This is a genomic window from Rhodococcus sp. NCIMB 12038 (genome assembly GCF_002165735.1).
Classification (GTDB): Bacteria; Actinomycetota; Actinomycetes; order Mycobacteriales; family Mycobacteriaceae; genus Rhodococcus_F.
On the sequence record NZ_NHML01000044.1, the window covers coordinates 1 to 23,263 of the forward strand.

At 68.7% G+C, this 23,263-nt stretch carries 23 protein-coding genes and 1 pseudogene; 15 read left to right on the plus strand and 9 right to left on the minus strand.

Going from position 1 to position 23,263, the window contains the following annotated elements; all coding sequences use genetic code 11:
- From CA951_RS38730 to CA951_RS38740, 3 genes and pseudogenes are all read right to left on the minus strand, one after another.
- A pseudogene (locus CA951_RS38730) lies at positions 1-261 on the minus strand (nitronate monooxygenase); the annotation flags it as partial.
- A 70-nt stretch (positions 262-331) separates the two neighbouring features.
- A complete protein-coding gene (locus tag CA951_RS38735; protein WP_087561909.1) occupies positions 332-736 on the minus strand; it encodes a nuclear transport factor 2 family protein in 405 nt (134 codons plus the stop codon).
- Positions 733-1,590: a crotonase/enoyl-CoA hydratase family protein gene (locus CA951_RS38740; RefSeq protein ID WP_087561910.1), complete on the minus strand. Its 858-nt coding sequence runs from the start codon at positions 1,588-1,590 to the stop codon at positions 733-735. Before CA951_RS38740 ends, CA951_RS38735 begins: the two co-directional genes overlap by 4 nt.
- 109 nt (positions 1,591-1,699) lie before the next feature.
- Between CA951_RS38740 and CA951_RS38745 the strand changes: the two genes are divergently transcribed.
- The 4 genes from CA951_RS38745 (at position 1,700) to CA951_RS38760 (ending at position 5,151) form a co-directional block, all read left to right on the plus strand.
- Positions 1,700-2,305: a TetR/AcrR family transcriptional regulator gene (locus CA951_RS38745; protein ID WP_087561911.1), complete on the plus strand. Its 606-nt coding sequence runs from the start codon at positions 1,700-1,702 to the stop codon at positions 2,303-2,305.
- A gap of 4 nt (positions 2,306-2,309) precedes the next feature.
- Entirely contained in the window at positions 2,310-3,329 is a 1,020-nt protein-coding gene (locus CA951_RS38750) for a YihY/virulence factor BrkB family protein (RefSeq protein WP_087561912.1), read from the plus strand.
- Positions 3,326-3,688, plus strand: coding sequence for a PH domain-containing protein (locus tag CA951_RS38755; protein WP_087561913.1), 363 nt, complete (start codon positions 3,326-3,328; stop codon positions 3,686-3,688). Before CA951_RS38750 ends, CA951_RS38755 begins: the two co-directional genes overlap by 4 nt.
- A gap of 212 nt (positions 3,689-3,900) precedes the next feature.
- Positions 3,901-5,151 carry an MFS transporter gene (locus tag CA951_RS38760; RefSeq protein WP_373415084.1) on the plus strand — a complete coding sequence of 417 codons (1,251 nt, stop codon included), beginning with the start codon at positions 3,901-3,903 and terminating at the stop codon, positions 5,149-5,151.
- A 4-nt stretch (positions 5,152-5,155) separates the two neighbouring features.
- Here CA951_RS38760 and CA951_RS38765 read toward each other — a convergent pair whose 3' ends face one another.
- The 3 genes from CA951_RS38765 to CA951_RS44695 form a co-directional block, all read right to left on the minus strand.
- Complete coding sequence (locus tag CA951_RS38765; protein ID WP_087561914.1) at positions 5,156-6,700, minus strand: acyl-CoA synthetase; 1,545 nt, start codon at positions 6,698-6,700, stop codon at positions 5,156-5,158.
- A gap of 48 nt (positions 6,701-6,748) precedes the next feature.
- Positions 6,749-6,979, minus strand: a complete 231-nt coding sequence (locus CA951_RS44690; RefSeq protein WP_256974264.1) for a hypothetical protein — start codon at positions 6,977-6,979, stop codon at positions 6,749-6,751.
- A gap of 86 nt (positions 6,980-7,065) precedes the next feature.
- Positions 7,066-7,662, minus strand: coding sequence for an MFS transporter (locus CA951_RS44695; protein ID WP_256974265.1), 597 nt, complete (start codon positions 7,660-7,662; stop codon positions 7,066-7,068).
- A gap of 259 nt (positions 7,663-7,921) precedes the next feature.
- Between CA951_RS44695 and CA951_RS38775 the strand changes: the two genes are divergently transcribed.
- Genes CA951_RS38775 through CA951_RS38785 form a run of 3 tightly spaced genes read left to right on the plus strand, consistent with a single transcriptional unit; the run spans position 7,922 to position 11,843 of the window.
- Complete coding sequence (locus CA951_RS38775) at positions 7,922-9,007, plus strand: phosphotransferase family protein (protein ID WP_087561915.1); 1,086 nt, start codon at positions 7,922-7,924, stop codon at positions 9,005-9,007.
- Positions 9,008-9,042: 35 nt separating this feature from the next.
- Positions 9,043-10,272, plus strand: coding sequence for an acyl-CoA dehydrogenase family protein (locus CA951_RS38780; RefSeq protein WP_087561916.1), 1,230 nt, complete (start codon positions 9,043-9,045; stop codon positions 10,270-10,272).
- Positions 10,269-11,843, plus strand: coding sequence for an acyl-CoA synthetase (locus CA951_RS38785; protein WP_087561917.1), 1,575 nt, complete (start codon positions 10,269-10,271; stop codon positions 11,841-11,843). The genes CA951_RS38780 and CA951_RS38785 overlap by 4 nt, the downstream gene beginning before the upstream one ends.
- Before the next feature lie 53 nt (positions 11,844-11,896).
- On the opposite strand, the gene CA951_RS38790 is transcribed toward CA951_RS38785, so the two are convergent.
- Genes CA951_RS38790 through CA951_RS38800 form a run of 3 tightly spaced genes read right to left on the minus strand, consistent with a single transcriptional unit; the run spans position 11,897 to position 15,247 of the window.
- Positions 11,897-13,381 (minus strand): adenylate/guanylate cyclase domain-containing protein, encoded by a 1,485-nt coding sequence (locus CA951_RS38790; RefSeq protein WP_087561918.1) that lies wholly within the window; start codon positions 13,379-13,381, stop codon positions 11,897-11,899.
- A gap of 55 nt (positions 13,382-13,436) precedes the next feature.
- Positions 13,437-14,060 carry a response regulator transcription factor gene (locus CA951_RS38795; protein ID WP_087561919.1) on the minus strand — a complete coding sequence of 208 codons (624 nt, stop codon included), beginning with the start codon at positions 14,058-14,060 and terminating at the stop codon, positions 13,437-13,439.
- Positions 14,057-15,247, minus strand: coding sequence for a sensor histidine kinase (locus CA951_RS38800; RefSeq protein ID WP_087561920.1), 1,191 nt, complete (start codon positions 15,245-15,247; stop codon positions 14,057-14,059). Before CA951_RS38800 ends, CA951_RS38795 begins: the two co-directional genes overlap by 4 nt.
- Before the next feature lie 160 nt (positions 15,248-15,407).
- Here CA951_RS38800 and CA951_RS38805 point away from each other — a divergent pair, with 160 nt between their 5' ends.
- The 8 genes from CA951_RS38805 to CA951_RS38840 all read left to right on the plus strand — a co-directional run bounded on the left by CA951_RS38805 (position 15,408) and on the right by CA951_RS38840 (position 23,252).
- On the plus strand, positions 15,408-16,427 hold the full coding sequence (locus CA951_RS38805; RefSeq protein ID WP_087561921.1) for an FtsX-like permease family protein: 1,020 nt from the start codon (positions 15,408-15,410) through the stop codon (positions 16,425-16,427).
- Positions 16,424-17,134, plus strand: coding sequence for an ABC transporter ATP-binding protein (locus CA951_RS38810; RefSeq protein WP_087561922.1), 711 nt, complete (start codon positions 16,424-16,426; stop codon positions 17,132-17,134). Before CA951_RS38805 ends, CA951_RS38810 begins: the two co-directional genes overlap by 4 nt.
- Before the next feature lie 129 nt (positions 17,135-17,263).
- Entirely contained in the window at positions 17,264-18,646 is a 1,383-nt protein-coding gene (locus CA951_RS38815; RefSeq protein ID WP_087561923.1) for an MFS transporter, read from the plus strand.
- Positions 18,643-20,151 carry an aldehyde dehydrogenase gene (locus tag CA951_RS38820; protein ID WP_087561924.1) on the plus strand — a complete coding sequence of 503 codons (1,509 nt, stop codon included), beginning with the start codon at positions 18,643-18,645 and terminating at the stop codon, positions 20,149-20,151. The genes CA951_RS38815 and CA951_RS38820 overlap by 4 nt, the downstream gene beginning before the upstream one ends.
- Positions 20,152-20,270: 119 nt before the next feature.
- On the plus strand, positions 20,271-21,200 hold the full coding sequence (locus CA951_RS38825) for a VOC family protein (RefSeq protein ID WP_087561925.1): 930 nt from the start codon (positions 20,271-20,273) through the stop codon (positions 21,198-21,200).
- Positions 21,197-21,979, plus strand: a complete 783-nt coding sequence (locus CA951_RS38830) for an alpha/beta fold hydrolase (protein ID WP_087561926.1) — start codon at positions 21,197-21,199, stop codon at positions 21,977-21,979. Before CA951_RS38825 ends, CA951_RS38830 begins: the two co-directional genes overlap by 4 nt.
- A gap of 14 nt (positions 21,980-21,993) precedes the next feature.
- On the plus strand, positions 21,994-22,500 hold the full coding sequence (locus CA951_RS38835; protein ID WP_087561927.1) for a cupin domain-containing protein: 507 nt from the start codon (positions 21,994-21,996) through the stop codon (positions 22,498-22,500).
- Between the two features lie 2 nt (positions 22,501-22,502).
- Positions 22,503-23,252, plus strand: coding sequence for a 3-oxoacyl-ACP reductase family protein (locus tag CA951_RS38840; protein WP_072949169.1), 750 nt, complete (start codon positions 22,503-22,505; stop codon positions 23,250-23,252).
- The last annotated feature ends 11 nt before the right edge of the window (positions 23,253-23,263 follow it).

Below are 23,263 nucleotides of genomic sequence, written 5' to 3' on the forward strand. Positions count from 1 at the left end.
GCTCTTGTGGACGATGAGGTTGACTGCGTAGGGGGCGGAGGGTGTTTCGGGGTTGTTGGCGTCGTGTTTGGCGAGTTCTTCGGTGATGCGGGTGAGCCATTCGCGCAGGACGGGCTGGGGGCGGGCGTTGAGGGAGGGGAACGATCCGACGACGCCGGAGGTGGATTGGGCGATCACCAGGTCGGGGCCCGAGACGATGAACATCGGCGACGCGACAACGGGCAGGCGGAGCCGGTCTTGCAGGATGGGGGGCAGGCTCATGAATTTCTCCTTCATGCAGTGACGAGTGATGCGGTGTTATAGGAACGCAGTGTTATAGGGAAGCAGGGATTTACGACTGGGACAGCTGGGCGGCCATCAGTGGGATGAGCGCCTGCAGGCCCTTCACGGGCCGAACCATCACTTTGAACGACGTGATCTGGTCGCGGTCGTTCCAGTGGATCAGGTCGATGCCGTTGACATGGATGCCGTCGAGTTCGGTGGCGAATTCCAGGACCGCCGACCCGTCGCCGTACCACTCTTCGACATACCGGAATCCGGTGCCGTCGAAGACGGTCAGGGCGGCGCCGAGGTAGGCCAGGACCTTCGGCTTCCCTTCCTGCGGAGTGAAGACCGCGGGGGAGGAGAACACGGCGTCGTCGGCGATCAGGGCGTCGAGTGCGGGGAGGTCGCGGTGGTCGACGACGTGGTGCCAGCGGTCGACGACGGCGGGCCGGGCCGGCTGTGCGGCGCTCATCCGCGGAACGCCGGGGCCGGGAGGTCGTCGCCGAACACGTCCGGCAGGTCGTCGCGGACGCTGTCCGGGAACACGGCGGGCCGCTTCTCCAGGAACGCGGAGATGCCCTCACGCGCGTCCGGCCCGATGCCGCGGATGTTGATGCCGCGGGTTTCGACGCGGTGCGCGATCATCGGATGTTCGGCGCCGAGCGCCCGCCACATCATCTGGCGGGACAGCGCCACGGACACCGGGGCGGAGTGTTCGGTCAGGCTCCGGGCCAGCGCGTAGGCCTCGTCGAGCAGGGACTCGCGCGGGTACAGCTTGTACACGAGGCCGGCGTCGTGGGCTTCGGTGGCGGGGAACACCCGGCCGGAGTACACCCAGTCGAGGGCCGTCTGCAGCGGGACGAGGCGCGGGAGGAACCACGTCGAGCAGGATTCGGGGACGATGCCGCGGCGGTTGAACACGAATCCGATGCGGGCGTCGTCGGCGGCGAGACGGAAGTCGGCGGCGAGGGTCATCGTGATGCCGACGCCCACGGCGGGACCGTTGATCGCGGCGATGATCGGCTTGCGTGATTCGAACATCCGGAGCACCACCCGGCCGCCCCCGTCGCGGCGGGCGTCGGCGCCTTCGTCCTCGTCCTGCCACTGGTCGAACGTCGCGGCACCCGCCGACAGGTCGGCGCCCGCGCAGAACGCTCGTCCGGCTCCGGTGAGCACGATCGCCCGGACCGTGTCGTCCGCGTCGAGCTGGTCGTATGCGGCGATCAGCTCGTTCTCCATCGTGGTGGTGAATGCGTTGAGCTGGTCGGGTCTGTTCAGGGTGATCGTCGCGATGCCGTCGGAGACGGCGAGTCCGATGTGATCCATCGCACCAGCATGACATCGCTACCGAACGATCGCTAGAGCGGAATCTGTGACGGGACCCACTACGCTGGTGTCGTCGTGTGACGATCGGAGCGGGGACGGAGTACCAGGGATGTGCGCTGCAAAGGTGGCCGCTACGAGCACGGGTACCGGGCGGCAGGTGATCCTCGACTCCGCGGTCGCCAACATGAACGAACGCGGCTATCACGGCACGTCCATGCGCGACATCGCGCGCGGCGCCGACATCACCGTCGCGTCGATCTACCACCACTTCGCGTCGAAGCAGGAGATCCTGCAGGACATCATGGTGCGCGCACTCCACGACGCGATCGCGATGACCCGGGGCGCGCTGCTGCGTTCGGGCGGTGTCCCCGCCGACCAGTTGCAGGCGCTGATGCGGGCGTGGGTCATGTTCCACACCACCCGGCAGCGGGACGCAATGGTCGGTGCCACCGAGATCCGCAGCCTCGACGACCCGGGCCGCCGACTCGTCGTCGCCCTCCGCGACGAACAGGAGCACCTCTTCCGCGACGTCATCGAGCGTGGTGTCGAAGAGGGCGACTTCGCGACCGAATACCCGCGGGACGCGGTTCGCGGCATCATCAACATGGGTCAGTCGGTGTGCACGTGGTGGCACGCCGACGGTCCCCTGAAACCCGAAGAACTCGCCGAGCGCTACGCCGACCTCGCCCTCGCGATGGTAAAACCGGCCGTCTGATCGCATGAAATTCGCCCGAAGACTCGACGCTCTCCAGCAGCGATATCCGGCGATGGGTTTCCCGATCGCCGTCGCGTACAAGTTCCTCGACGATCAGGGCGTGTATCTCGCGGCGTTGATCGCCTACTACGGGTTCATCTCGCTGTTTCCTCTCCTCCTGCTGCTGTCCACGGTGCTCGGGTTCGTGTTGTCCGGGCATCCCGAACTGCAGCAGGACATCATCGACTCGGCGGTCAGCCAGTTCCCCGTCATCGGAGCCGACCTGGCCGACCCGCACCGGATCGGCGGCGGAGTGACCGGCCTGGTGATCGGACTGGTCGGAGCCCTCTACGGCGGCCTCGGCGTGGCGCTGGCCTGCCAGAATGCCATGAACACGGCCTGGTCGGTGCCGCGCAACATGCGACCCGACCCGATCCGCGGCCGGCTGCGGGGTCTGCTGCTGCTCGGCACGATCGGGCTCGCGATCCTGGGGACGGCCGCGGTCGCCGGGATCGGTGCCGCGACGCACCTGTCCGGTTCGTTCACGGTGCTGCTGATGCTCGCCGCGATCGCGATCAACTCGGTGATCTTCGTCCTCGCGTTCCGGCTCGCGACCGCCCGCCCGCTGTCCGTCGCGGACGTGGCGCCCGGCGCCGTCGCGGCGGCCGTGCTGTGGCAGGTGCTGCAGTCGTTCGGTGCGTACTACGTCAGCAAGGTGGTGAGCACCGCGTCCGTGACGAACGGGGTGTTCGCCGTCGTGCTGGGACTGCTGGCGTTCCTCTTCCTCGCCGCCGCGGCCGTCGTCATGTGCGTGGAGATCAACGTCGTCCGCGTCGACAGGCTGCATCCGCGGGCGCTGCTCGTGCCGTTCACCGACAAGGCGGAACTCGTGGACGGCGACAAGCGGACGTTCACCGACCAGGCGAAGGCGCAACGTGCGGTCCCGCGCCAGGGAATTCACGTCACCTTCGACGAACTTTCTGGGACGATGGACGAGTCTGCACCGACGGACGAGTCTGCACCGACGTCGAAGGAGGAGCCGTGACCGATCCGATCTTCGACAAGTCGGAACAGCTGAAGCAGGTCCAGCAGGGGATTCTCCCCGGCGAGACGATCATCGCCGTGTACGACTGCATCGGCGCGGGCACCGGCTTCCTCGCGATCACGAACCTGCGCGTCGTGATCCAGGACAAGAGCTTCGTCGGCAAGCGCACCGCGATCACGTCGATCCCGTACAAGAACATCCGGTCCGTGTCGTTCCTCAGCAACAAGTCGTGGGCCGGCCAGTTCTTCTCGTCCAGCAGCATCGCCGTCGACGTCGCCCAGACCACGTACGAAGCCGATTTCCGCGGCATGGACAAGGCCCACCACGTCCACACGGTGATCCTGCAGCACATCACGTGACGTAGGTCGCTCCGGTCCGGTGCGCCGGCCCGCGTCTCACCTGCACGCTCGGTGAGTGGAATCACGCCCGCGCGGATTGTTAATTCGCTTGCGGCCTCACCCATACTGGGACGAGCCGGTTTGCCACGATCTCGGCCCGGCGTTTTCCTCAGGCGAGTCCACGACATGTGTTCGCCGAACCTACGATCTGCCCCGATGGGAGTCCTGCTGCCATGACGCCGCCCTCCGTCCAGTTCACCGAATCCGCGGTCGCCGCTCCTTCGACGTCTCGGCGGCCGCGGATTCCGTCACCGAGCAGGCGCGGCGCGATGCTGGCGCTTGCGCTCGGCGGGTTCGGCATCGGCACAACGGAATTCGCATCCATGGGACTGCTGCCGGCGATGGCGGCGGGCACCGGGGTGTCGGAGCCGGTGGCCGGGCACTTCGTGTCCGCGTACGCGCTCGGCGTCGTCGTCGGCGCGCCCACGATCGCGGCGCTGGCCGCGCGCGTCGAGCGGCGCACGCTGCTCATCGCGTTGATGGCCACGTTCGTGATCGGCAATCTCGCGACCGCGCTCGCGCCCGGATACGAGACGCTGCTCGCCGCCCGGTTCCTCGCCGGGCTGCCGCACGGTGCGTACTTCGGGGTCGCCGCGTTGGTCGCCGCGCACCTCGCGGAACCGGGCAAACGGGCCAAGGCCGTCGCGACCGTGATGATGGGCCTGTCGGTCGCGAACGTGATCGGGGTGCCCGCCACCGCGTTCTTCGGCCAGATCCTCGGCTGGCGGTCCGCGTTCGTGCTCGTGGTGATCATCGGAATCGTGACGCTGGTGGCGTTGGCGCGCCTCGTCCCGCCGCTGGCCGGGGTGCACGTGAGCAACCCGGTCGCCGAACTCGGGGCGCTGCGCCGGGTGCAGGTGTGGATGACGCTGATCTTCGCGACGGTCGGCTTCGGTGGCTCGTTCGCGGTGTACACCTACATCAGTTCGACGCTCACCGACGTGTCCGGGCTGCCGCACTCGATGGTTCCGGTGGCGTTGATGCTGTTCGGTTCGGGGATGATCCTCGGCAACATCGTGGGTGGGCGCGTCGCCGACAACGCGGTGGTGCCCGGGCTGTTCGGGTGCATGATCGCCCTGATCCTCGTCCTCGCGCTGTTCATCGCCGCCGCGCACAACCCGGTGACGGCGCTCGTCGTGCTGTTCTTCATCGGCATGGCGGTGACCGCGATCTTCCCGTCCGTCCAGGCACGGCTGATGGACTCCGCGGGTGACGCGAAGACGCTCGCGTCGACGCTGATCCACGGCGCGTTCAACCTGGCCAACGCGGGTGGTGCGTGGATCGGTGGGGTCGTGATCGCCGCCGGCTACGGCTACACCGCCCCGGCCGCCGTCGGTGCGCTCCTCGGCGTCGCCGGACTCGTCGTCCTCACGCTCGCGGTCCTCCTCGACCGCCGGCGCCGGCCGGAACCGGTCGCCGGCTGACGGTTCAGGCGTGCACCCCGGCGGCGTAGCGATCTCGTAGCGTGCCCTTGACGAGCTTCCCCGTAGGGGTGCGCGGGAGGTCGTCGCTGAAGACGAGGTTCCGCGGGACCTTGAACCGGGCGAGCCGTCCCCGCACGTGGTCGAGGAGCTCCCCGGCCAGCGCGTCGTCGCCGGTCACACCCGGGACGGTCTGGACCACGGCCAGCACCGATTCGCCCATCTCCTCGTCGGGGACCCCGATCACCGCGACGTCGAGGACGGCGGGATGCTCGGTGAGGGTGTTCTCGATCTCCTGCGGGTAGATGTTGACGCCGCCGGAGATGATCATGAACGACTTCCGGTCGGTGAGGAACAAGTACCCGTCCTCGTCGAGGTAGCCGACGTCGCCGGTGGTGGTCCACGTCGGGTGCTGCGGGTGCTGGGCGTCGCGTGTCTTCTCGGGGGCATTGTGATATTCGAACGGCAGGGTGTCCCGCTCGAAATAGAGGGTGCCGACCTGGCCCGGTGCGAGGTCGGCACCGTCGTCGCCGCAGATGTGCGCGACACCGAGCGCGGCGCGGCCGACGGTCCCGGGCCTGCGCAGCCACTCCTCAGAGTTCACCAGGGTCATGCCGTTGAGTTCGGTGGACGAGTAGTACTCCGACAGGATCGGACCCCACCACTCGATCATCTTCCGCTTCACGTCCACCGGGCACGGGGCGGCGGCGTGCACCGCGACGCGCAGGCTGGAGACGTCGTACCGCTCCCGCGTCTCCGCGGGCAGTTTCAGCATGCGGACGAACATCGTGGGCACCCACTGGCTGTAGGTGACGCGGAACTTCTCGATGTACGCGAGCGCCTCCTGTGCGTCGAAGCGGTCCATCACGACGACGGTGCCGCCGAGGGCCTGCACCGACGCGCAGGTGCGGAGCGGCGCGGCGTGATACAGCGGGGCGGGTGACAGGTAGACGGTGTCGGGCGTGACTCCCCACACCGTGGCGTTCATCCCGGTCATGGTGTCGCCCGGGTCCTGGATCTGCCGTGCGGGCAACTCCGGTTTGATGCCCTTCGGGCGACCGGTGGTGCCTGAGGAGTACAGCATGTCCGCCCCGCGTGGCTGGTCGGGAAGCGGAACGTCGGACTCCGCGGCCGCGGCCGCGTCGAGCGAGTCGTAGCCGGGAATCGTTCCCCCGAACGCCAATCGGTGCTCGACACCGGGGGTGAGGGCGGGAAGTTCACCGGCGACCGCGTCGAGTGCGGCGTCGACGATCAGCGCCCGGGCCCCGCAATCGTCGACGACGTACGCGACCTCGGGTGGCGTGAGATGCCAGTTCACCATCGTGAGGTAGAGCCCGGAACGCATGGCGGCCCAATAGATGTCGAAGATGGCGGGGGTGTTCGTGGCCAGAACCGCGACGTGATCCCCGCGTCGCAGTCCGAGGGCGCGCAGGTGGCGGGCGATGCGGACCGAGCGGGACTCGAGTTCGGCGAAGGTGACCGTCTGCCCGGTGCCTGCCATGATCACGGCCGGCTTGTCGGGTGTGGTGGCAGCATGAGCGCCGGGATACATGGTTACTCCCATTCGTGGTGGATCTCGAGTGATGAATTCGTCTCGGCGTCAGCCGAGTTGCTCCTGCGCGACCTTGGACCGGCGTGCCACGCCGGCCACCGAGATCAGTCCGATCACCGCCGCCACGATCACGAAGACGGCGGGCGAGAGGATGTTTCCGGTTTTCGCCACGAGCCAGACGGCGACGAAGGGGGCGGTGCCACCGGCAATGACGACACCGAGGTTCCAGCCCATCGCGACACCGGTGAAGCGGACGTCCTTGTCGAACAGCAGCGGCATGAGCGTGTACGAGCCGACCTGGGCCCCGGGGTGCGTTCGTAGCCGAGGCTCTTCATCAGATGGATGCTCATGTAGGTGAGGCCGATTTACGCGGTTCCGTTGCACGCCACACTGATTCCGACCGACTGCAGGAGAGCGAGCGGCTGACGCCGGAAGACGGCGACGACGGGTGCCTGCGCCGGTCCGGAATCGGCGTCGTCATCGTGGATTTCCTGGACCCGGGTGCGGGCCCACAGGCAGAGCAGCGTCAACGGCAGCGCGAGAAGGAACGGCACCCGCCATCCCCAGCTCTCGAGTTGCACGTCGGTGGTGAATGCCGACACCGTGCCCGCGACCGCGGCGGCCATCGCGAACCCCATCGTGGAGCCGAGCGGGGTGAACGCGCCGTAGGTGGCCTCGAGATGCCGCGGCGCCGATTCGGAGAAGAACGTGGCCGAGCCGCCGACCTCGCCACCGGCCGAGAACCCCTGGACCATCCGGACGACGACGAGCAACACCGTGGCCCAGATCCCGGTCTGCGCGTGGGTGGGCAGGAATCCCATCGCCATGCTGCCGAGGCCCATGCAGGCGAGCGTCGCGAGGAGGGCCTTCTTCCGCCCGAACCGGTCGCCGATGTGCCCGAACACGATGCCGCCGAGCGGACGCATGAGGTAGGCGGTGCCGAACACGGCGGTCTTCGGCACGCCATTCGGTGGTGGCAGCAGACCCGGTCAACTGGTCCGTCATAGGTGTCCTGACCTTTCGGGATGGCTGAGACGTGCATCACTTCCGGTGGATCATGCCAAGTGAACGATCGCTTGGCAAGTGCTTCGGTTTTCGGGACTCCCAGCGGTTAATTGCAGAATATCGGCGTATTGACTTCCGGAGCTCGTTCGGCCGATGATGGGAATTGGCCGAACGAGCGTTTGGCTGAACATCGAAACACTGGAAAGGACGCAGCGGATGACGACGTCCCACGCCGAAGCGGACACCCACCAGGGCCGGGAGGATTCGGCAGGCGTCGATCTCACCGCCCTCGCCCACTACCTCGACGGCGCACTCGACGGCGGCGTGAGCGGCGACCTCACCCTCTCGCTCATCAGCGGCGGCCGCTCCAACCCCACCTACCGGGTCGCCGACGCCGACCGGACGTGGGTCCTGCGGCGGCCCCCGTACGGGCATGTCCTGCCGAGCGCCCACGACATGAAACGCGAGTTCACCGTGATCCGGGGGCTGGCCGGCACCGCCGTCCCGGTGCCCGAAGCGGTGCTGCTGTGCGAGGACGCGGATGTGCTCGGCGCGTCGTTCTACCTCATGGAACTCGTGGACGGCACGCCCGTCGGAACCGTTGAGCAGGCGTCCGCACTCACCCCCGCCGAGCGTCGCCGGCTCGGACTGGATCTGGCCGACACCCTGGCCGCACTCCACGACGTCGACCCGGACGCGGTCGGGCTCGGCTCGTTCGGCCGCCCCGACGGCTACCTGGAACGCCAACTCGACCGGTGGTCCCGGCAATGGGAGGCCTCGCGCGGCGCCGATCGTCCCGAGGTGGCCGTGCTGCTCGACAAACTGCGCCGCGCGCTGCCCACCTCGCACTTCCCGGGCATCGTCCATGGCGACGTCAAACTCGACAACGTGCTCGCGTCCCGGGGCGACGCCGGGAAGATCGTCGCCGTCCTGGACTGGGAAATGGCAACCCTCGGCGACACCCTCGCCGACGTCGGGATCATGCTGAGCTTCTGGGACCAGCCCGGAGCGGTCGACAACCCGGTGACCAAGGGCCTCGCCCGACTCGACGGATTCCCCACCCGCGCCGAACTTCTCGACCGCTACGCCGGCAAGCGTGGCATCGAGATCCCCGACATCGACTGGTACACGGTGTTCGCAGACTTCAAGATCGCCGTCATCCTCGAGGGCATCAACGCCCGGCACGCGCAGGGCGACACCGTCGGTGGGGGGTTCGACGACGTCGGCGACATGGTCGGCCCGCTGTTGCAGCGCGCGCTCGATCTCGCCGCGGCGTCGCCCGTGTCCGAACTTCGCCGCTGACCGCGGCATCACCGAAACAGATTGGAGCCACCGAAGTGGAATTCGAGTACAGCCCGAAAGTCGTGGAACTGCAGGCGAAGCTGACGAAATTCATGCAGGAGCGGGTGCTGCCCGCCGAGGCGATCGCCGAGGAACAGCTCGCGTCCAAGCCGGACCACTGGGGTGCGCCGCCGATCGTGGCCGACCTGAAGGCCGCCGCCAAACGCGAAAGCTTGTGGAACCTCTTCCTTCCGGCCCGCGAGGGCGCGGGCCTGACCAACCTCGAATACGCGCCGCTCGCCGAACTCACCGGCTGGAGCCCGCTGATCGCCCCCGAGGCGTTCAACTGCAACCCGCCGGACACCGGCAACATGGAACTGCTGCACCTCTACGGCACCGACGAGCAGAAGCAGGAATGGCTCGCCCCGCTGCTCGACGGCGAATTCCGCTCGTGCTTCTCGATGACCGAACCGGACGTCGCGAGTTCGGACGCCAACAATGTCCGCCTCGAGATCGCGGAGGACGGTGACGACTGGGTTCTGACCGGACGCAAGTGGTGGTCCACGGCGGCGCTGCGCGACGACTGCCGGGTGGCCATGGTCATGGGTGTCACCGATCCCGACGCCCCGATCGGCAACCGGCACAGCATCGTTCTCGTCCCGATGGGCACGCCCGGCCTGACCATCGTCCGGTCCACCACCGTGCTCGGTTTCGCCGACCGTCACGAGGGCGGCCACGGCGAGGTCGTCTTCGACGAGGTTCGCGTCCCCAAAGCGAATCTCCTCGGTCCGCGCGGCAAGGGCTTCGCCGTCGCGCAGGCCCGGCTCGGTCCGGGGCGCATCCACCACTGCATGCGACTGATCGGGATGGCCGAGCGGGCCATCGCACTGATGACCGAACGCGCCCGCACCCGCGTCGCGTTCGGTAAGCCCCTCGCGGACGAGGGTGTCGTGCAGGCGACCGTCGCGGACGCGCGGATCCACCTCGACGCCGCCCGGCTGCTGGTGCTGCGGGCCGCGTGGCGGATGGACGTCGAGGGGACGAAGGCGGCCCGCCACGACATCGCCGCCGCCAAGGTGATGGTCCCGCTGACGGTCAAGCGGATCGTCGACGACGCGATACAGATCTTCGGCGGCGCCGGGCTGTCGCAGGACACGATCCTGCCGGTCCTGTACGCGCAGGCCCGGTTCCTGCAGATCGCCGACGGCCCCGACCAGGTGCACCGCCGCTCGCTCGCCCGCGCCGAGTTCGCCGCCGCCCCGGTCCTGAGAGAAGTCCGCGGGTGACCGACGACAGGACGCGCGCCCGGCAGCAGAGCATCGGCGACATTCCCCGTCGTTCCGCGGCGCGTTACCCGCACAAGCTCGCCGTGGTGCACCGCGACGTCCGGCTCACGTTCGCCGAATTCGACGCCGTGATCGACCGGGTCGCGGCGGCCCTGCACGCCGAGGGGCTGAAACAGGGCGACCGGCTGGCGTTGCTGTCGCACAACTGCTGGCAGTACCCGGTGCTGAACTTCGCGACCGCCCGGCTCGGGGTGGTCCTCGTCCCCATCAACTTCATGCTCACCGGCGGGGAGATCGGGTACATCCTCGACGACTGCGCCGCCGACGCGTTCGTCGTCGAGGACGCGCTGGTGCCCGTCGCCGAGACGGCGCTCGCGGAATCGAAGGGAAGCGTCCGGGTGCGGGCGGCGATCCCGCTGTCCAAGGCGGCGGTTCCGGACGGGTGGGTCTCGGTGGCCGGCTGGACGGACGGTGCGTTCGGTTCGCCACCCGAGGTGTGCGTGGAGGACGACGACGTCGTCCGCATCATGTACACGTCGGGCACCGAATCGCGGCCGAAAGGCGCGATGCTCACCAGCCGGTCGCTGATGTGGCAGTACATCAGTTGCATCATCACTGGCGGCATGAGCAGCGAAGACGTGGAGGTGCACGCTCTGCCGCTGTACCACTGCGCTCAGCTCGACAACTTCCTCAGCACCGACATCTACCTCGGTGCGACGAGCATCATCGTCGACGGACCCGACCCCCGGGTGCTGCTGCGCACCATCGAGACCGAGCAGGTGACCAACCTGTTCTGCCCTCCGACGGTGTGGATCTCGCTGCTGCAGTCGCCCGACTTCGAGAACACCGACCTGCGGTCGCTGCGCAAGGGTTACTACGGGGCGTCGCCGCTGCCGCTGGAGATCCTGCGGGAGATGAACCGCCGTTTGCCGGGCATCCGGTTGTGGAACTTCTACGGGCAGACGGAAATGGCGTCGCTCGCGACGGCACTCGGGCCGGAAGATCAAGAGACACGCGGTGGTTCGGCGGGGAAGCCCGCGCTCAACGTGGAGACGCGGATCGTGGACGACCGCAACCAGCCGCTGCCCGCGGGCGAAGTCGGCGAGATCGTGCACCGCAGCCCGCACGCCACCGTCGGCTACCTCGGACAACCCGAGAAGACCGCGGAAGCGTTCGCCGGCGGCTGGTTCCACTCCGGCGACCTCGGCTACCTCGACGAGGACGGCTACCTGTGGGTGGTCGACCGCAAGAAGGACATGATCAAGACCGGCGGCGAGAACGTCGCCACCCGCGAGGTCGAGGAAACGCTGTACGAACTCGACGGCGTCGGTGAGGCCGCCGTGTTCGCGGTGCCGCACCCCCGGTGGATCGAGGCGGTCGCGGTCGTCGTGGTCCCGTCCGCCGGCGTCGAACTCGACGAGAAAGACGTCGTCGAGCACTGCCGCGCACGGCTCGCCGGCTACAAGGTGCCCAAATACGTGATCATCGCCGATTCCCTACCGAAGAACCCGAGCGGCAAGATCCTCAAACGCGTCCTCCGAGACACTTTCGGTTCCATTGCCCAAGACTGAGGTGACGTGAGTGGCAAAGCGTGGTCGGGCACGCTTTGCCACTCACCTGGGGATCAGCGGGACAGCCGGCGCTGCCTCGCATAGGCCACGCCGACGAGCGCACGCAGTGCCTGCGGTGCCCGTTTCGCGGTCCGCAGGACGGCCTGGTCGATCATGCTCAGCTTCGGTGCGAGTCGAGGGACGGTCCGGGGCGCGTGGTCGGCGTCGGTGAGGGAGTACAGGGGCCACCGGCCCGGCACGCCCTTCAGTTCGCGTTCGCCCACGTCGGCGAACCGCAGTCCCGACCCCACCACGAGGTCGCGCACGGTCCGCGACACCAGTACCTCCCCGGCTCCGGCCGCGGAACCGATGCGTGCGCCGACGTGGACGGTCATGCCGCTGACGTCGGGTCCGTTCCGCTCGACCTGTCCGGTGTGCACGCCGGCCCGCACCTCGAGGCCGAGGGTGCACGCGTCGTCGACGACAGTCTGCGCGCACCGGACCGCCGCGGCGGGGCCGTCGAAGATACTGAACGTGCCGTCGCCGGCCACGTTGAGGAGACGTCCGCCCGCGTTCTCCACCGCGTCGCGGACCTGCCGTTCGTGGGTCGCGCGGAGTTCGCGGTAGGCGGCGTCGCCGATCCGGGCGAGCACCTGCGTCGACCCGACGACGTCCGTGAACAGCACGGACGCGACGAACTGTCCGGCGTCCGGTGTCGGGTGCCCGCCGGTGGCGACTTGCTCGACGTGGTCGATGATCGGCTTCCACGCCTCACCGAGCGACGCGCCGGATTGCGCAGGCGGCAGCAGGTGGAAGGTGCCGCGCGGAATATGGGTGGCGACGTACTGCGAGGCCGTCGCGGGGACAGGACTACCGGAGACGAGCAGCACCCGGGCAGGGCACTGGATCGACGGCAGAATGTCCGAGTAGTCGAGGCGGAAGATCCACTCCATGTGGGCGCGCGCGACGGCCGGCGTCGCGGAGTTCCGCTCGAGCATCGCCATCAGCCGCCGGTTGAACGGGGAATCCTCGCGGGGATCCCACAGCGGCACGCTGGCGCCCGACCCCCACGACTCCGTGGCCGCGCGCCATGCGGCGACGAACTGGTCCCGCTCGGTGGCCGTCCAGCCGTCCGGTACGTGGTCGCCGCCGATCAGTCGCTCGGCGAAGGGCTGGATCAGCACCACCCCGGTGACCCGTTCCGGCGTCCGCGCCGCCACGAGCGCCACGGCGCCGCTCGCGCTGGCCACACCCACCAGCATTGCCTCGCGCATCCCGATCGCGTCCATCACCGCGACGATGTCGTCGGCCTGCTCCTCGAGCGTCGGCAGGTGGTCGACCGGTTCGGACAGCCCCAGCCCCCGCTGCTGGAAATACGCGGTGCGGGCGAACGTGCTGCCGCGTTCCATCAGGTAATGGATCTGCGGGTCGGTCCACATGAGGTCGAGGTGCATGTTGATCTCGAACAGCCACACGACGTCGAGCGCGCCGCCGCCCACCACCTGATACGCCAGCGCGTGTCCGTCCCGCTGGATGTACTGGACGACCGGTGGGTCCATTTTCCCAGCGTAAACGCATGTGAGCGGCAAAGTGTGCGTCCGGACGCTTTGCCGCTCACCTGGGGATGGTGCCGAGCTCCCGGGCCCGGGCGATTGCGGAGGTCCGAGACTTGACCCCGAGTTTGCCGAAGATGTGGACGAGATGGGACTTCACGGTCGTCTCGGAGAGGAACAGTTCCTTCCCGACCTCCCGATTGGATCGCCCGGCGGCCACCAGTGTCAGCACCTGGATCTCCCGCGGGCTGAGGCTGGTGGCCGGTCGGCGGACGCGTGTCATCAGTTTCGACGCCACGGCGGGGGACAGCACGCTGTCGCCGGCCGACGCGGCCCGGACGGCGGCGAGCAGTTCGGGCGGGGGCGTGTCCTTCAGGAGATACCCGGCGGCGCCGGCGGCGATCGCGTCGAGGATGTCCGCATCCGTGTCGTAGTTCGTGACCACCAGCACGTGCGGCGGGTTCGGCAGCGACCGCAGGTTCCGGGTGGCGTCCACCCCCGACGTGCCTGCGCCGAACCGGAGGTCCATGAGCACGAGGTCGACGGGGGTCGTCGCACACAACGCCACGGCGTCGTCGGCGGTGGCTGCCTCGCCGACCACCTCGATGTCGTCCTCGTGCTCGAGCAGGGCGCGCAGTCCCGCGCGCACGATCGCGTGGTCGTCGGCGAGCAGCAGTCGGATCATGCGCCGGCCTCGAGCGGGAACGACACCGCGACCGCGGTCAGTCCCGGCTCCGACTCCACCGACATCGACCCGTCGAGCAGCTCGACGCGACGGCGAATCGAATTCAGCCCGAACGCTTTCGACGGTTCGCGGTCGAGAAGTTCGACGTCGAAGCCGATGCCGTCGTCGACGACGTCCAACCGGACCGCATCCTCGTAGTACGTGAGGGTGACCGCCATCCGGGACGCCTGCGCGTGCCGGACCACGTTCGACACCGCACCCTGCGCGATCCGCACCAACGCCGCCTCGACGGGCATCGGCAACCGCACCGGATCCCCCACGACGACGGCGATCGTGTCGAAGGTGTCGCTCCTCGCCTGCGTGCAGATCCGCGCGAGCGCGTCCGCGAGCGACTGCCCGTCGAGGACGGCGGGTGTGAGATCGCCGATGAGCTGCCGGGTTTCGGCGAGGCTGTCGGCGGCGGTCTCCCGCGCCAACCGGATACGGTCCCGGGCGGGGTGGCCGGGATCTGCGCGTTCCGCGGCGTGGAGCAGCATCTGAATGCTCGACAGGTCCTGCGCGACGGTGTCGTGGATCTCGCGTGCGAGCCGCTCACGTTCGGCCAGGGAACCGGCGGCGTGTTCCTGCTCGGCGAGTTCGGCTCGGGTCCGGGTCAATTCGTCGATGAGGCGATCGCGTTCGACCGCCTCCCGGTACAGCGCCCGGTAGCCGAGGCCGATCGCCACCGCGACGCACGCCCCGATCACCGGACCGACGACACCCGCGACGCTCCAACCGCGGTGCATTCCGGTACCCACGACCGCCACGACGGTCGCGGCTGCGACCGCCAGGACGCCCCATCGTCGCGGCAGCAGGTGCAGGTACAAGAAGAACAGTCCGAACGCGAGATAGGCGGCGTCGGGGGCGAGGACCATCAGCGCCACCCACAGTGCGGTCAGCGCTGCGAGCCACCAACCCCCGCGCAGGCGTCGCGTCGCCCCCGCCGCGTACACCGCGAGAAACGCCAGCGACAGCACCACGATCGCCGGCGCGTTCGGCGCGTCCAGGAGGACGGCACGCAGGATCACGACTGCAGTGAGCGCCGCGGTCAGCGCGTGCAGTCCGAGTTGGAGTCCCGCGAACACGGGAGTGAGCGGGGAGCGGTGCACCCCGTCCAGCTTATCGACGTGAGCGCACCCGGCATCCATCGAAAGTCGGAACCCGCACCCGACCTTCGACTGCCGGGAATTCCATCCCACGTGCGATGGAACCGTGCCGCGCCGGGGGCACGGTGAGTTCGGAGGCCGTGAGCGCCGCCCCGGCCCGCATCGACTGCGGCGCCAGCCGTGATCCGGAGAGGACCATCACCTGCGTGCCGCGCGTGGTCGCTTCGCGCTGATATCCGTCGTCGTGGTGCTGATCGCGCTGCTCGTCACGTTCCTCAGCGGACTCACGGCCGGACTGCGCCACCAGAACGTGTCCGTCGTGGAACGAATCGACGCCGAGTCGGTGGTCTTCGCGGCCTCCGACGACGGTCCGTCGTTCGACGAGTCCGCGCTGACGTCCGAGCAGGTGGCCGTCTGGCGGCGGAGTGCCGACTCGGTGCACCCGATCGGCGTGGTACGAGGCTCGGCGTCGGCCGTAGGAGGTGCGACGAAGGGGGTGGCGCTCGTCGGCGCGGACGGCGGTGTGGGCGACCGCGCACCGTCCGCGCCGGGAACCGTGATCCTCGGGGACGGCGCGGCGCGGTCGCTCGGAGTATCCGCCGGCGGCACGGTGACGATCGGCGGCCAGTCGTTCACCGTCGCCGCGGTTCGTGGCGACGACTGGTACGGCCACAGCCCGGCCGTGTGGATGACGCTCACCGACTGGCAGCACGCGAACCCGCGCGGGGGTGCCGCGACGGTGCTCGCGGTGACGGGCGGGGACGACGCCACGAACTCCGTCGCGGGGACGACCTCCCGCTCCGTGGCCGACTCCTTCTCCGCCATCGGGTCCTACACCTCCGAGAACGGGTCGCTGACGTTGATGACGGTGATGCTGTTCGCGATCTCCGCGCTGATGATCGGCGCGTTCTTCACGGTCTGGACACTCCAGCGCACCCCCGACGTCGCGACGCTGAAGGCGCTCGGTGCGTCGACCGCATCGCTCGTGCGGGACGCGCTCGGGCAGGCGCTCGTCGTTCTGCTCGCCGGCGTGGGTGCCGGTGTCGGAATGGCGGCCGTGGCCCGGTCGATGATCGGCGATGCGGTGCCGTTCGTGCTCGACGTCTCCACCACCCTCCTGCCCGCCACCGCCCTCGTCGGGCTGGGCCTCCTCGGCGCCGCCTTCGCGCTCCGCTTCCTCGTCACCACCGACCCCCTCACCGCCCTCGGGAGCGCACGATGACCACCCCCGCCCTCACCCTCGACGACGTCACCCTCACCTACCCCGACGGCGCCGGACGCGTCACCGCCCTCGACTCCGTGTCGCTGACCCTCGGCCGGGGTGAGATCGCCGCGATCACCGGTCCGTCCGGTTCCGGAAAGTCGACGCTCCTCGCGGTGGCGTCGACCTTGATCCGGCCCGACTCGGGCTCCGTCCGGCTGGGCGACACCGAACTCACCGCTCTCAGCCGGCGCCAGGCGTCCACACTGCGCCGCGACCGGATCGGCATCGTGTTCCAGCAGTCCAACCTGGTGTCGTCGCTGACGGCCCTCGAACAACTCGAGGCGATGGCGCATCTCGGGCAGCGGCTGTTCGTGCCGCGGCGGGCGGGGCGCGCGAAGGCCCGCGACCTGCTCGACGCCGTCGGCCTCGCAGATCACGCCGGGAAGCGGCCAGCGCAGTTGTCGGGTGGGCAGCGACAGCGGGTCAACCTCGCCCGCGCGCTGATGAACGATCCGTCGCTGCTGGTCGTCGACGAGCCGACCAGCGCGCTCGACCAGGAACGGGGCGCCGCGATCATGGATCTGATCCTCGGTGTCGTGCGAGAACGCGAGGTCGCGACGCTGCTGGTGACCCACGACCGCACGCATCTGTGCAAAATGGATGCAGTCCACCGCGTGGTCGACGGCTCACTCACCTGTGAGTACTTGTTAACCGCGGAGGGTTAACAAGTACTCACGGGTGTGAAATGTATGTTTCGTCCAAAGTCAAGGGTTGACGTTTCTCATGTGCGTGAGATTACATCTTAGCGGTAAGCCTTTGAGGGCTTAAGTAAATGCCTCGACCCGACCCTGAGGATGCTCATGACGACGGTATCGCCCGCCATGGCTGCCACAGCTGAGATGATCAGCGCACGACTCGAACGCCTGCCGATGAGCAGGTGGCACATCAAGGCCCGCGTCATCGTCGGCGCCGTCACGTTCTTCGACGGCTTCGACCAGTTGATGATCGCGTATTCGCTCCCCGTCCTCACCCCCAAGTGGGGTCTGACCCCCGGCGACATCGCCTGGGTGATCGCCATCGGCGGCATCGGCATGCTCATCGGTGCCCTTGCCGGCGGCTGGTTCGCCGACCGCGTCGGCCGGCTCAACGTCATCATCGCCTCGCTCGCGCTGTACGCCGTGATGAGCCTCGGCATGGCGTTCACCGACTCCCTGGAACTCTTCCTCGTCTTCCGATTCGTGCAGGGCATCGGCCTCGGCGCCGAGGTCCCGGTGGCCGCGAGCTACATCGGCGAGATCACCAAAGCCCACAAGCGCGGACGATTCGTGCTGCTCTACGAGGTGATCTTCCCGATCGGGCTCGTCATGTCGGCGATCGTGTCGGCGTGGGTGGTCCCGAACTTCGGCTACAAGATCCTGTTCGCGCTCGGCGCCCTGCCCGTGATCCTGCTGCCCATGCTGTGGAAGCTGCCGGAGTCGCCGCGCTGGCTCGCCTCCCGCGGACGCCACGAAGACGCCCACGACGCCATGACGCGCATCGAGAACGAGATCACCCAGAAGTACGGCAAGACGCTCCCGGCTCCGCAGCCGTTGCCCGCCGTCGCCGTCGACGATCGCCACGGGCGGTTCCGCGAAGCGTTCCAGGGCGTCTACCTGCGCCGCACGCTGATGCTCGCCGCGATCTGGGGCTGCGCCTACTTCGTCAACTACGGCATCGCGTCCTGGCTGCCGACGCTCTACCACTCCGCCTTCAATGTCAGCGTCGGCACCGCGCTGCACTACAGCATCGTCACCAGCGTCGCCGGTCTGATCGGCTGCGTCCTCGTCGCGTTCCTCATCGACAACCTCGGACGCCGCATCTGCATCACCGCGTCGATGGTCCTGTGCTCGTCGCTGCTGTTCCTGCTCGCCGCCACCGGCGCCGACACCGCGACGAAGGTCCTGTTCTGGTCGGCCGGATCGGCCCTGTTCGTCTTCGCCGTCAACATGGCGCTCTACGTCTACACCGCGGAGCTGTACCCGACCCGGATGCGGGCCATCGGCTGCGCCATCGGCGGAGCCAGCGGGCGCCTCGGCATCATCGTCGGACCCCTCGCCGTCGGAGCCATCCTCGACGGCGGCGGCACTCTCACTGTCGTCTTCGGAATGTTCTCCGCGGTCGCCCTGATCGGTGCCCTCGTCGTCGGCTTCTTCGCCGTCGAAACCCGCGAGAAGACCCTCGAGGAGATCTCCCAGTGACCGTTCTCGACACCGCACCACAGACACTGCCGTTCGTCCCGGTCGCCGACCGGATCCTCGTCGCCGGAGAGTGGCGGCAGGCGAGCGGCCCCGCCTTCGCCGTCACCGACCCGTCGAACGGCGACACCCTCCAGGTGATCCACCAGGCCACCGCCGACGACGCCGACGAGGCGGTCCGGAAGGGCCGCGCCGCCGCCGACGACGCGGCGTGGCGCGCGCTGCTCCCACACCAGCGGGCGAAGTATTTGCACCGCATCGCCGACGCCATCGAGGCGAACACGTCCCGGCTCGCGCTGCTGCAGAGCTACAACACCGGCAAGACGGTCGCCGAGACCACGGCACTCGTCGGCAGCGCCGCGGGCACGTTCCGCTACTTCGCCGCCGTCCTCGAAACCGCGGACGACGACCTCACCGCCCCCCGCGGCAACTTCCTGACCATGAGCGTTCTCGAACCCATCGGCGTGGTCGGCGCCATCGCACCGTGGAACTCGCCGGTGGCCAGCGACGCGCAGAAGATCGCCCCCGCCCTCGCGGCCGGCAACGCCGTCGTCCTCAAGCCCGCCGAGTGGACGCCGCTGGTGTCACTCGAACTGGCGCGGCTGATCGACGAGTCGGGATTGCCGAAGGGCCTGCTGTCGGTGCTGCCCGGCAAGGGCTCGGTGGTCGGCGACGCCATCGTCACCCACCCCGGCGTCGGGAAGGTGACGTTCACCGGCGGCACCAACACCGGACGCTCCATCGCCCACGCGGCAGCCGACAAGCTGATGCCCGTGTCGCTGGAACTCGGCGGAAAGTCGCCGACGATCGTCCTCGAGGACGCCGACCTCGACGCCGCCGTGAACGGCGTGATGTACGGGATCTTCTCGTCCACCGGACAGAGTTGCATCGCCGGATCCCGCCTGTTCGTCGACCGCCGCATCTACGACCGGTTCGTCGAGAAACTGGTGGCCAAGACAACCCGGCTCCGCCTCGGGCCCGGCCGCGACCCCGACACCCAGGTCGGGCCGATGGTCCACCGCAAGCACCGCGACAGCGTCGCCGCCTACGTGGACCTCGCGCGCGAAGAAGGCGGACGAGTGCTGTGCGGCGGGGCGATCCCCGACGACGAGCGACTGCGCGACGGCGCCTACTACCTGCCGACGATCATCGACGGGCTGCCCAACAGTTCACGCACGTGCCAGGAGGAGATCTTCGGACCCGTCCTGGTGGTCCTGCCGTTCGACGGCGAAGCGGATCTCGTTGCACAGGCCAATGATTCGGTGTTCGGGCTGGCGGCGGGAATCTGGACCGGCGACTACCGCCGCGCCTGGAAACTCGCGCGTCGACTCCAGGCCGGCACCGTGTGGATCAACACGTACAAGCAGTTCAGCATCTCCACGCCGTTCGGCGGCGTCAAGGAGAGCGGACTCGGGGTGGAGAAGGGGCGCAGCGGCATCGCCGCCTACTCCCGGCAGAAGAGCATCTACTGGGGCCTCGACGAGGAACCCAACCCCTGGGCTGATTGAGCGACCCGCTCGTCGGCAAACTGAAGCTATAGGTCGTCCGGAAAGAAATTCCCGCCACCTCTGTACGACCTATTACTTTAGCGCTAAGATATTGAGACCTAAGCAACTGGAGGCTTGCGATGAACCAACCCATAGCCCGGCTGCGGTGCCTGCGCTCCGTCGAACTGCGCACACAGGCCAGCCTCGAATCCACCGATTTCTACTCGGAGGTGTGGGGACTGCGCGTGGTCGAACAGGGCGCGAACGGTGCTTGGCTGCGGGGAACCGGTGAGCACCACCACGCGCTGCAGCTCACCCAGGCCGAGCGAAACGGCCTCGGCCGCATCACGTTCGCCGTCGCCACGCCGGCCGAGGTCGACGAAGCCGCCCGCAGGCTCGAACTGCGCGGCGTCCCGATCGTCAGCGGCCCGGGGCCGGTCGACGACCTCGGTGGCGGCTACGGCGTGAGCCTGGTCGACCCCGAGGGGCGCGTCGTCGAACTGCTCGCCGACGCACTCGCGGTCCCGAAACTCGGCCGCGACGACGCCGTCCCGGTTGGTGTCACGCACGTCGTCCTCAACACCGTCGACATCGATGCCGCGGTGAAGTTCTACTGCGACATCCTGGGCATGCGGGTCTCCGACTGGTCCGAGCACCAGATGGCGTTCCTGCGGTGCAACACCGACCATCACAGCATCGCGTTCAACCAGGCCGAGTGGACGTCGGTGAACCACGTCGCCTACGAGATGCCCACCGTGGACCACTTCATGCGCGGCATCGGCCGGTTGCGGCACCACGGCACCGTGCCGCTGTGGGGTCCGGGCAAGCACGGTCCGGGCGACAACACGTTCTCCTACTTCGCCGATCCGGCGGGGCTGGTGTGCGAGTACACGTCCGGCATCGCGCAGGTCGACGAGGACCGGTGGCTGTGCAAGGTGTGGCGCCGGGTTCCGGAACTCTCCGACCTGTGGGGCACCGCGGGCCCGCCGTCCAAGCAGGTTCGCGACCACATGGCCGGCATCCCCGACCCCGGGGCGTTCGAGCGGTTCGACCTCGGGCGGGCGTCGTGACGCACGTCGTCGAATCCGGGTCCGGTCCCGCGCTGCTGATGCTGCACGGGATCGGCGGCAGCGCAGACAGTTTCGCGCCGCAGTTCGACGAACTCGCGGGATCGCTGCGACTGCTGGCCTGGGACGCTCCCGGCTACGGTCGCAGCGAGGATCCCGGGCGTCCGTTCGACCTCGACGACTACGCCGACGCCGCCGCCGACGTGATCCGCGACCGGTGCGGCGACGCGGGGGCGCACGTTCTCGGAATGTCGTGGGGCGGCGTGATCGCCACCCGGCTGGCGTTGCGTCACCCCGGCTTCGTGCGGAGTCTGCTGCTCGGCAGTTCCACCGTCGGCTCGGGCGCGGACGGCGAGGCCGCCGACCGGATGCGCGCCCGGGCCGCGACCCTCGAACGGGAGGGTGCGGAAGCCTTTGCCGCCGAACGGGCCCCGCGACTGTTGTCCGGAACCGCCGGCGACGAACTGACGGCGAAAGCAACGGCCATCATGGCGTCGTCGATCCGGCTGCCCGGCTACGGGTACGCCGCCGAATCGATGGCCGCCACCGACCACACCGCCGATCTGCCGAAGATCGACATCCCCACCCTCGTCCTCGGCGGCGACGAGGACCGGGTGACCGGGATTCCCGCGAGTCAGGTTCTCGCGGGCGGAATTCCGGGCGCCGTGTTCGTCACCATCCGCGGTGCCGGACACCTCGCCAACCAGGAGCGACCGGACGCGTTCGACGCCTGGGTCGAATCCTTCATCCACATCACCGAACGCCTGCGCAACCACGTCTAGAGAAGGAGCACAACATGACACTCGAATACGGCACCGCCGACCTGAAGGAATTCACCGACTCGCTGATCCTCACCCGCGGCTCCCGCCACGAGGACTGGGACACCCTGGGCTTCCAGGCCAAGGCAGGCGACCAGTTCAAGCGCGCGCAGATCCGCTACGTCGGCTCCGGCGCGACCGGCAACCACGAGAACGACAACCGCACCATCGCGTCGCAGGGATTCACGTTCTCCAACATGCTGCTTCCCCCCGGCGCCGAGGGCCCGGAGCACACCCACCACGACGCGGAAGAGGCCTTCTTCGTGCTCGAGGGTGAGGTGGAGGTCGGCGTCCACCGCGACGGCCAGGTCGAGAAGCGCACCCTCGGCTACCGCGACATGATCGTCGTCCCGGCCGGCGTGCCCCGCAGCCTGAAGAACAACGGCGACAAGGACGCCCTGTTCTGCGTCATCATCGGCGCCCAGAAGCCGCAGATCCCGACGTACCCCGAGACGTCGGCCATGCACGGCGTGACCCGGGACTGATCGTGAGTCTCGACGGACGCAGCATCCTCGTCACCGGGGCGGGGCGGGGTCTCGGCCTCGCCCTGGCCCGCCGGCTCGGCGAGGACGGCGCCACCCTGTGGCTCGCCGACATCCGCGAGGACTGGGGCGAGGCCGCGGCGGAAAGCCTGCGCGCGGACGGCGTCAAGGCCCAGTTCGTGCGGGTCGATCTCCGTGACGCGGAGTCCGTCGACGCGATGGCGGCCACCGTCACCTCCGGTGGCCCGCTGTACGGCCTCGTCAACAACGCGGCCCTCGCGGACGGCGTGGGCGGCAAACCGATTCACGAACTCGACATCGACGAGTGGGATCGTGTGCTGGGCGTGAACCTGCGCGGCACGTTCCTCGTGAGCAGGGCGATCGTTCCCTCCATCATCGGGAACGGAGGCGGACGAGTCGTCACCATCGGCTCCGACGCCGCCCTGTACGGTTCGCCGCGGCTCGCCCACTACATCGCATCCAAGGGCGGGGTGGCCGCACTGACCCGTGCCATGTCACGCGACCTCGGCCCGCACGGCATCACCGTCAACACCGTGTCGCCCGGTCTGACCGAAAGCGAATCGGCGCAGAAGGTTCCGGAGCACCGGCACGAGCTGTACAGACTCAACCGCGCGCTCGAACGGCCGCAGCAGCCGTCGGATCTCGTCGGCGCCGTCGCGTTCCTGATGGGACCGGAGGCGTCGTACATCACCGGCCAGCAACTCGTCGTCAACGGCGGATTCGTCCTGCACTAGAGAAGGGGACC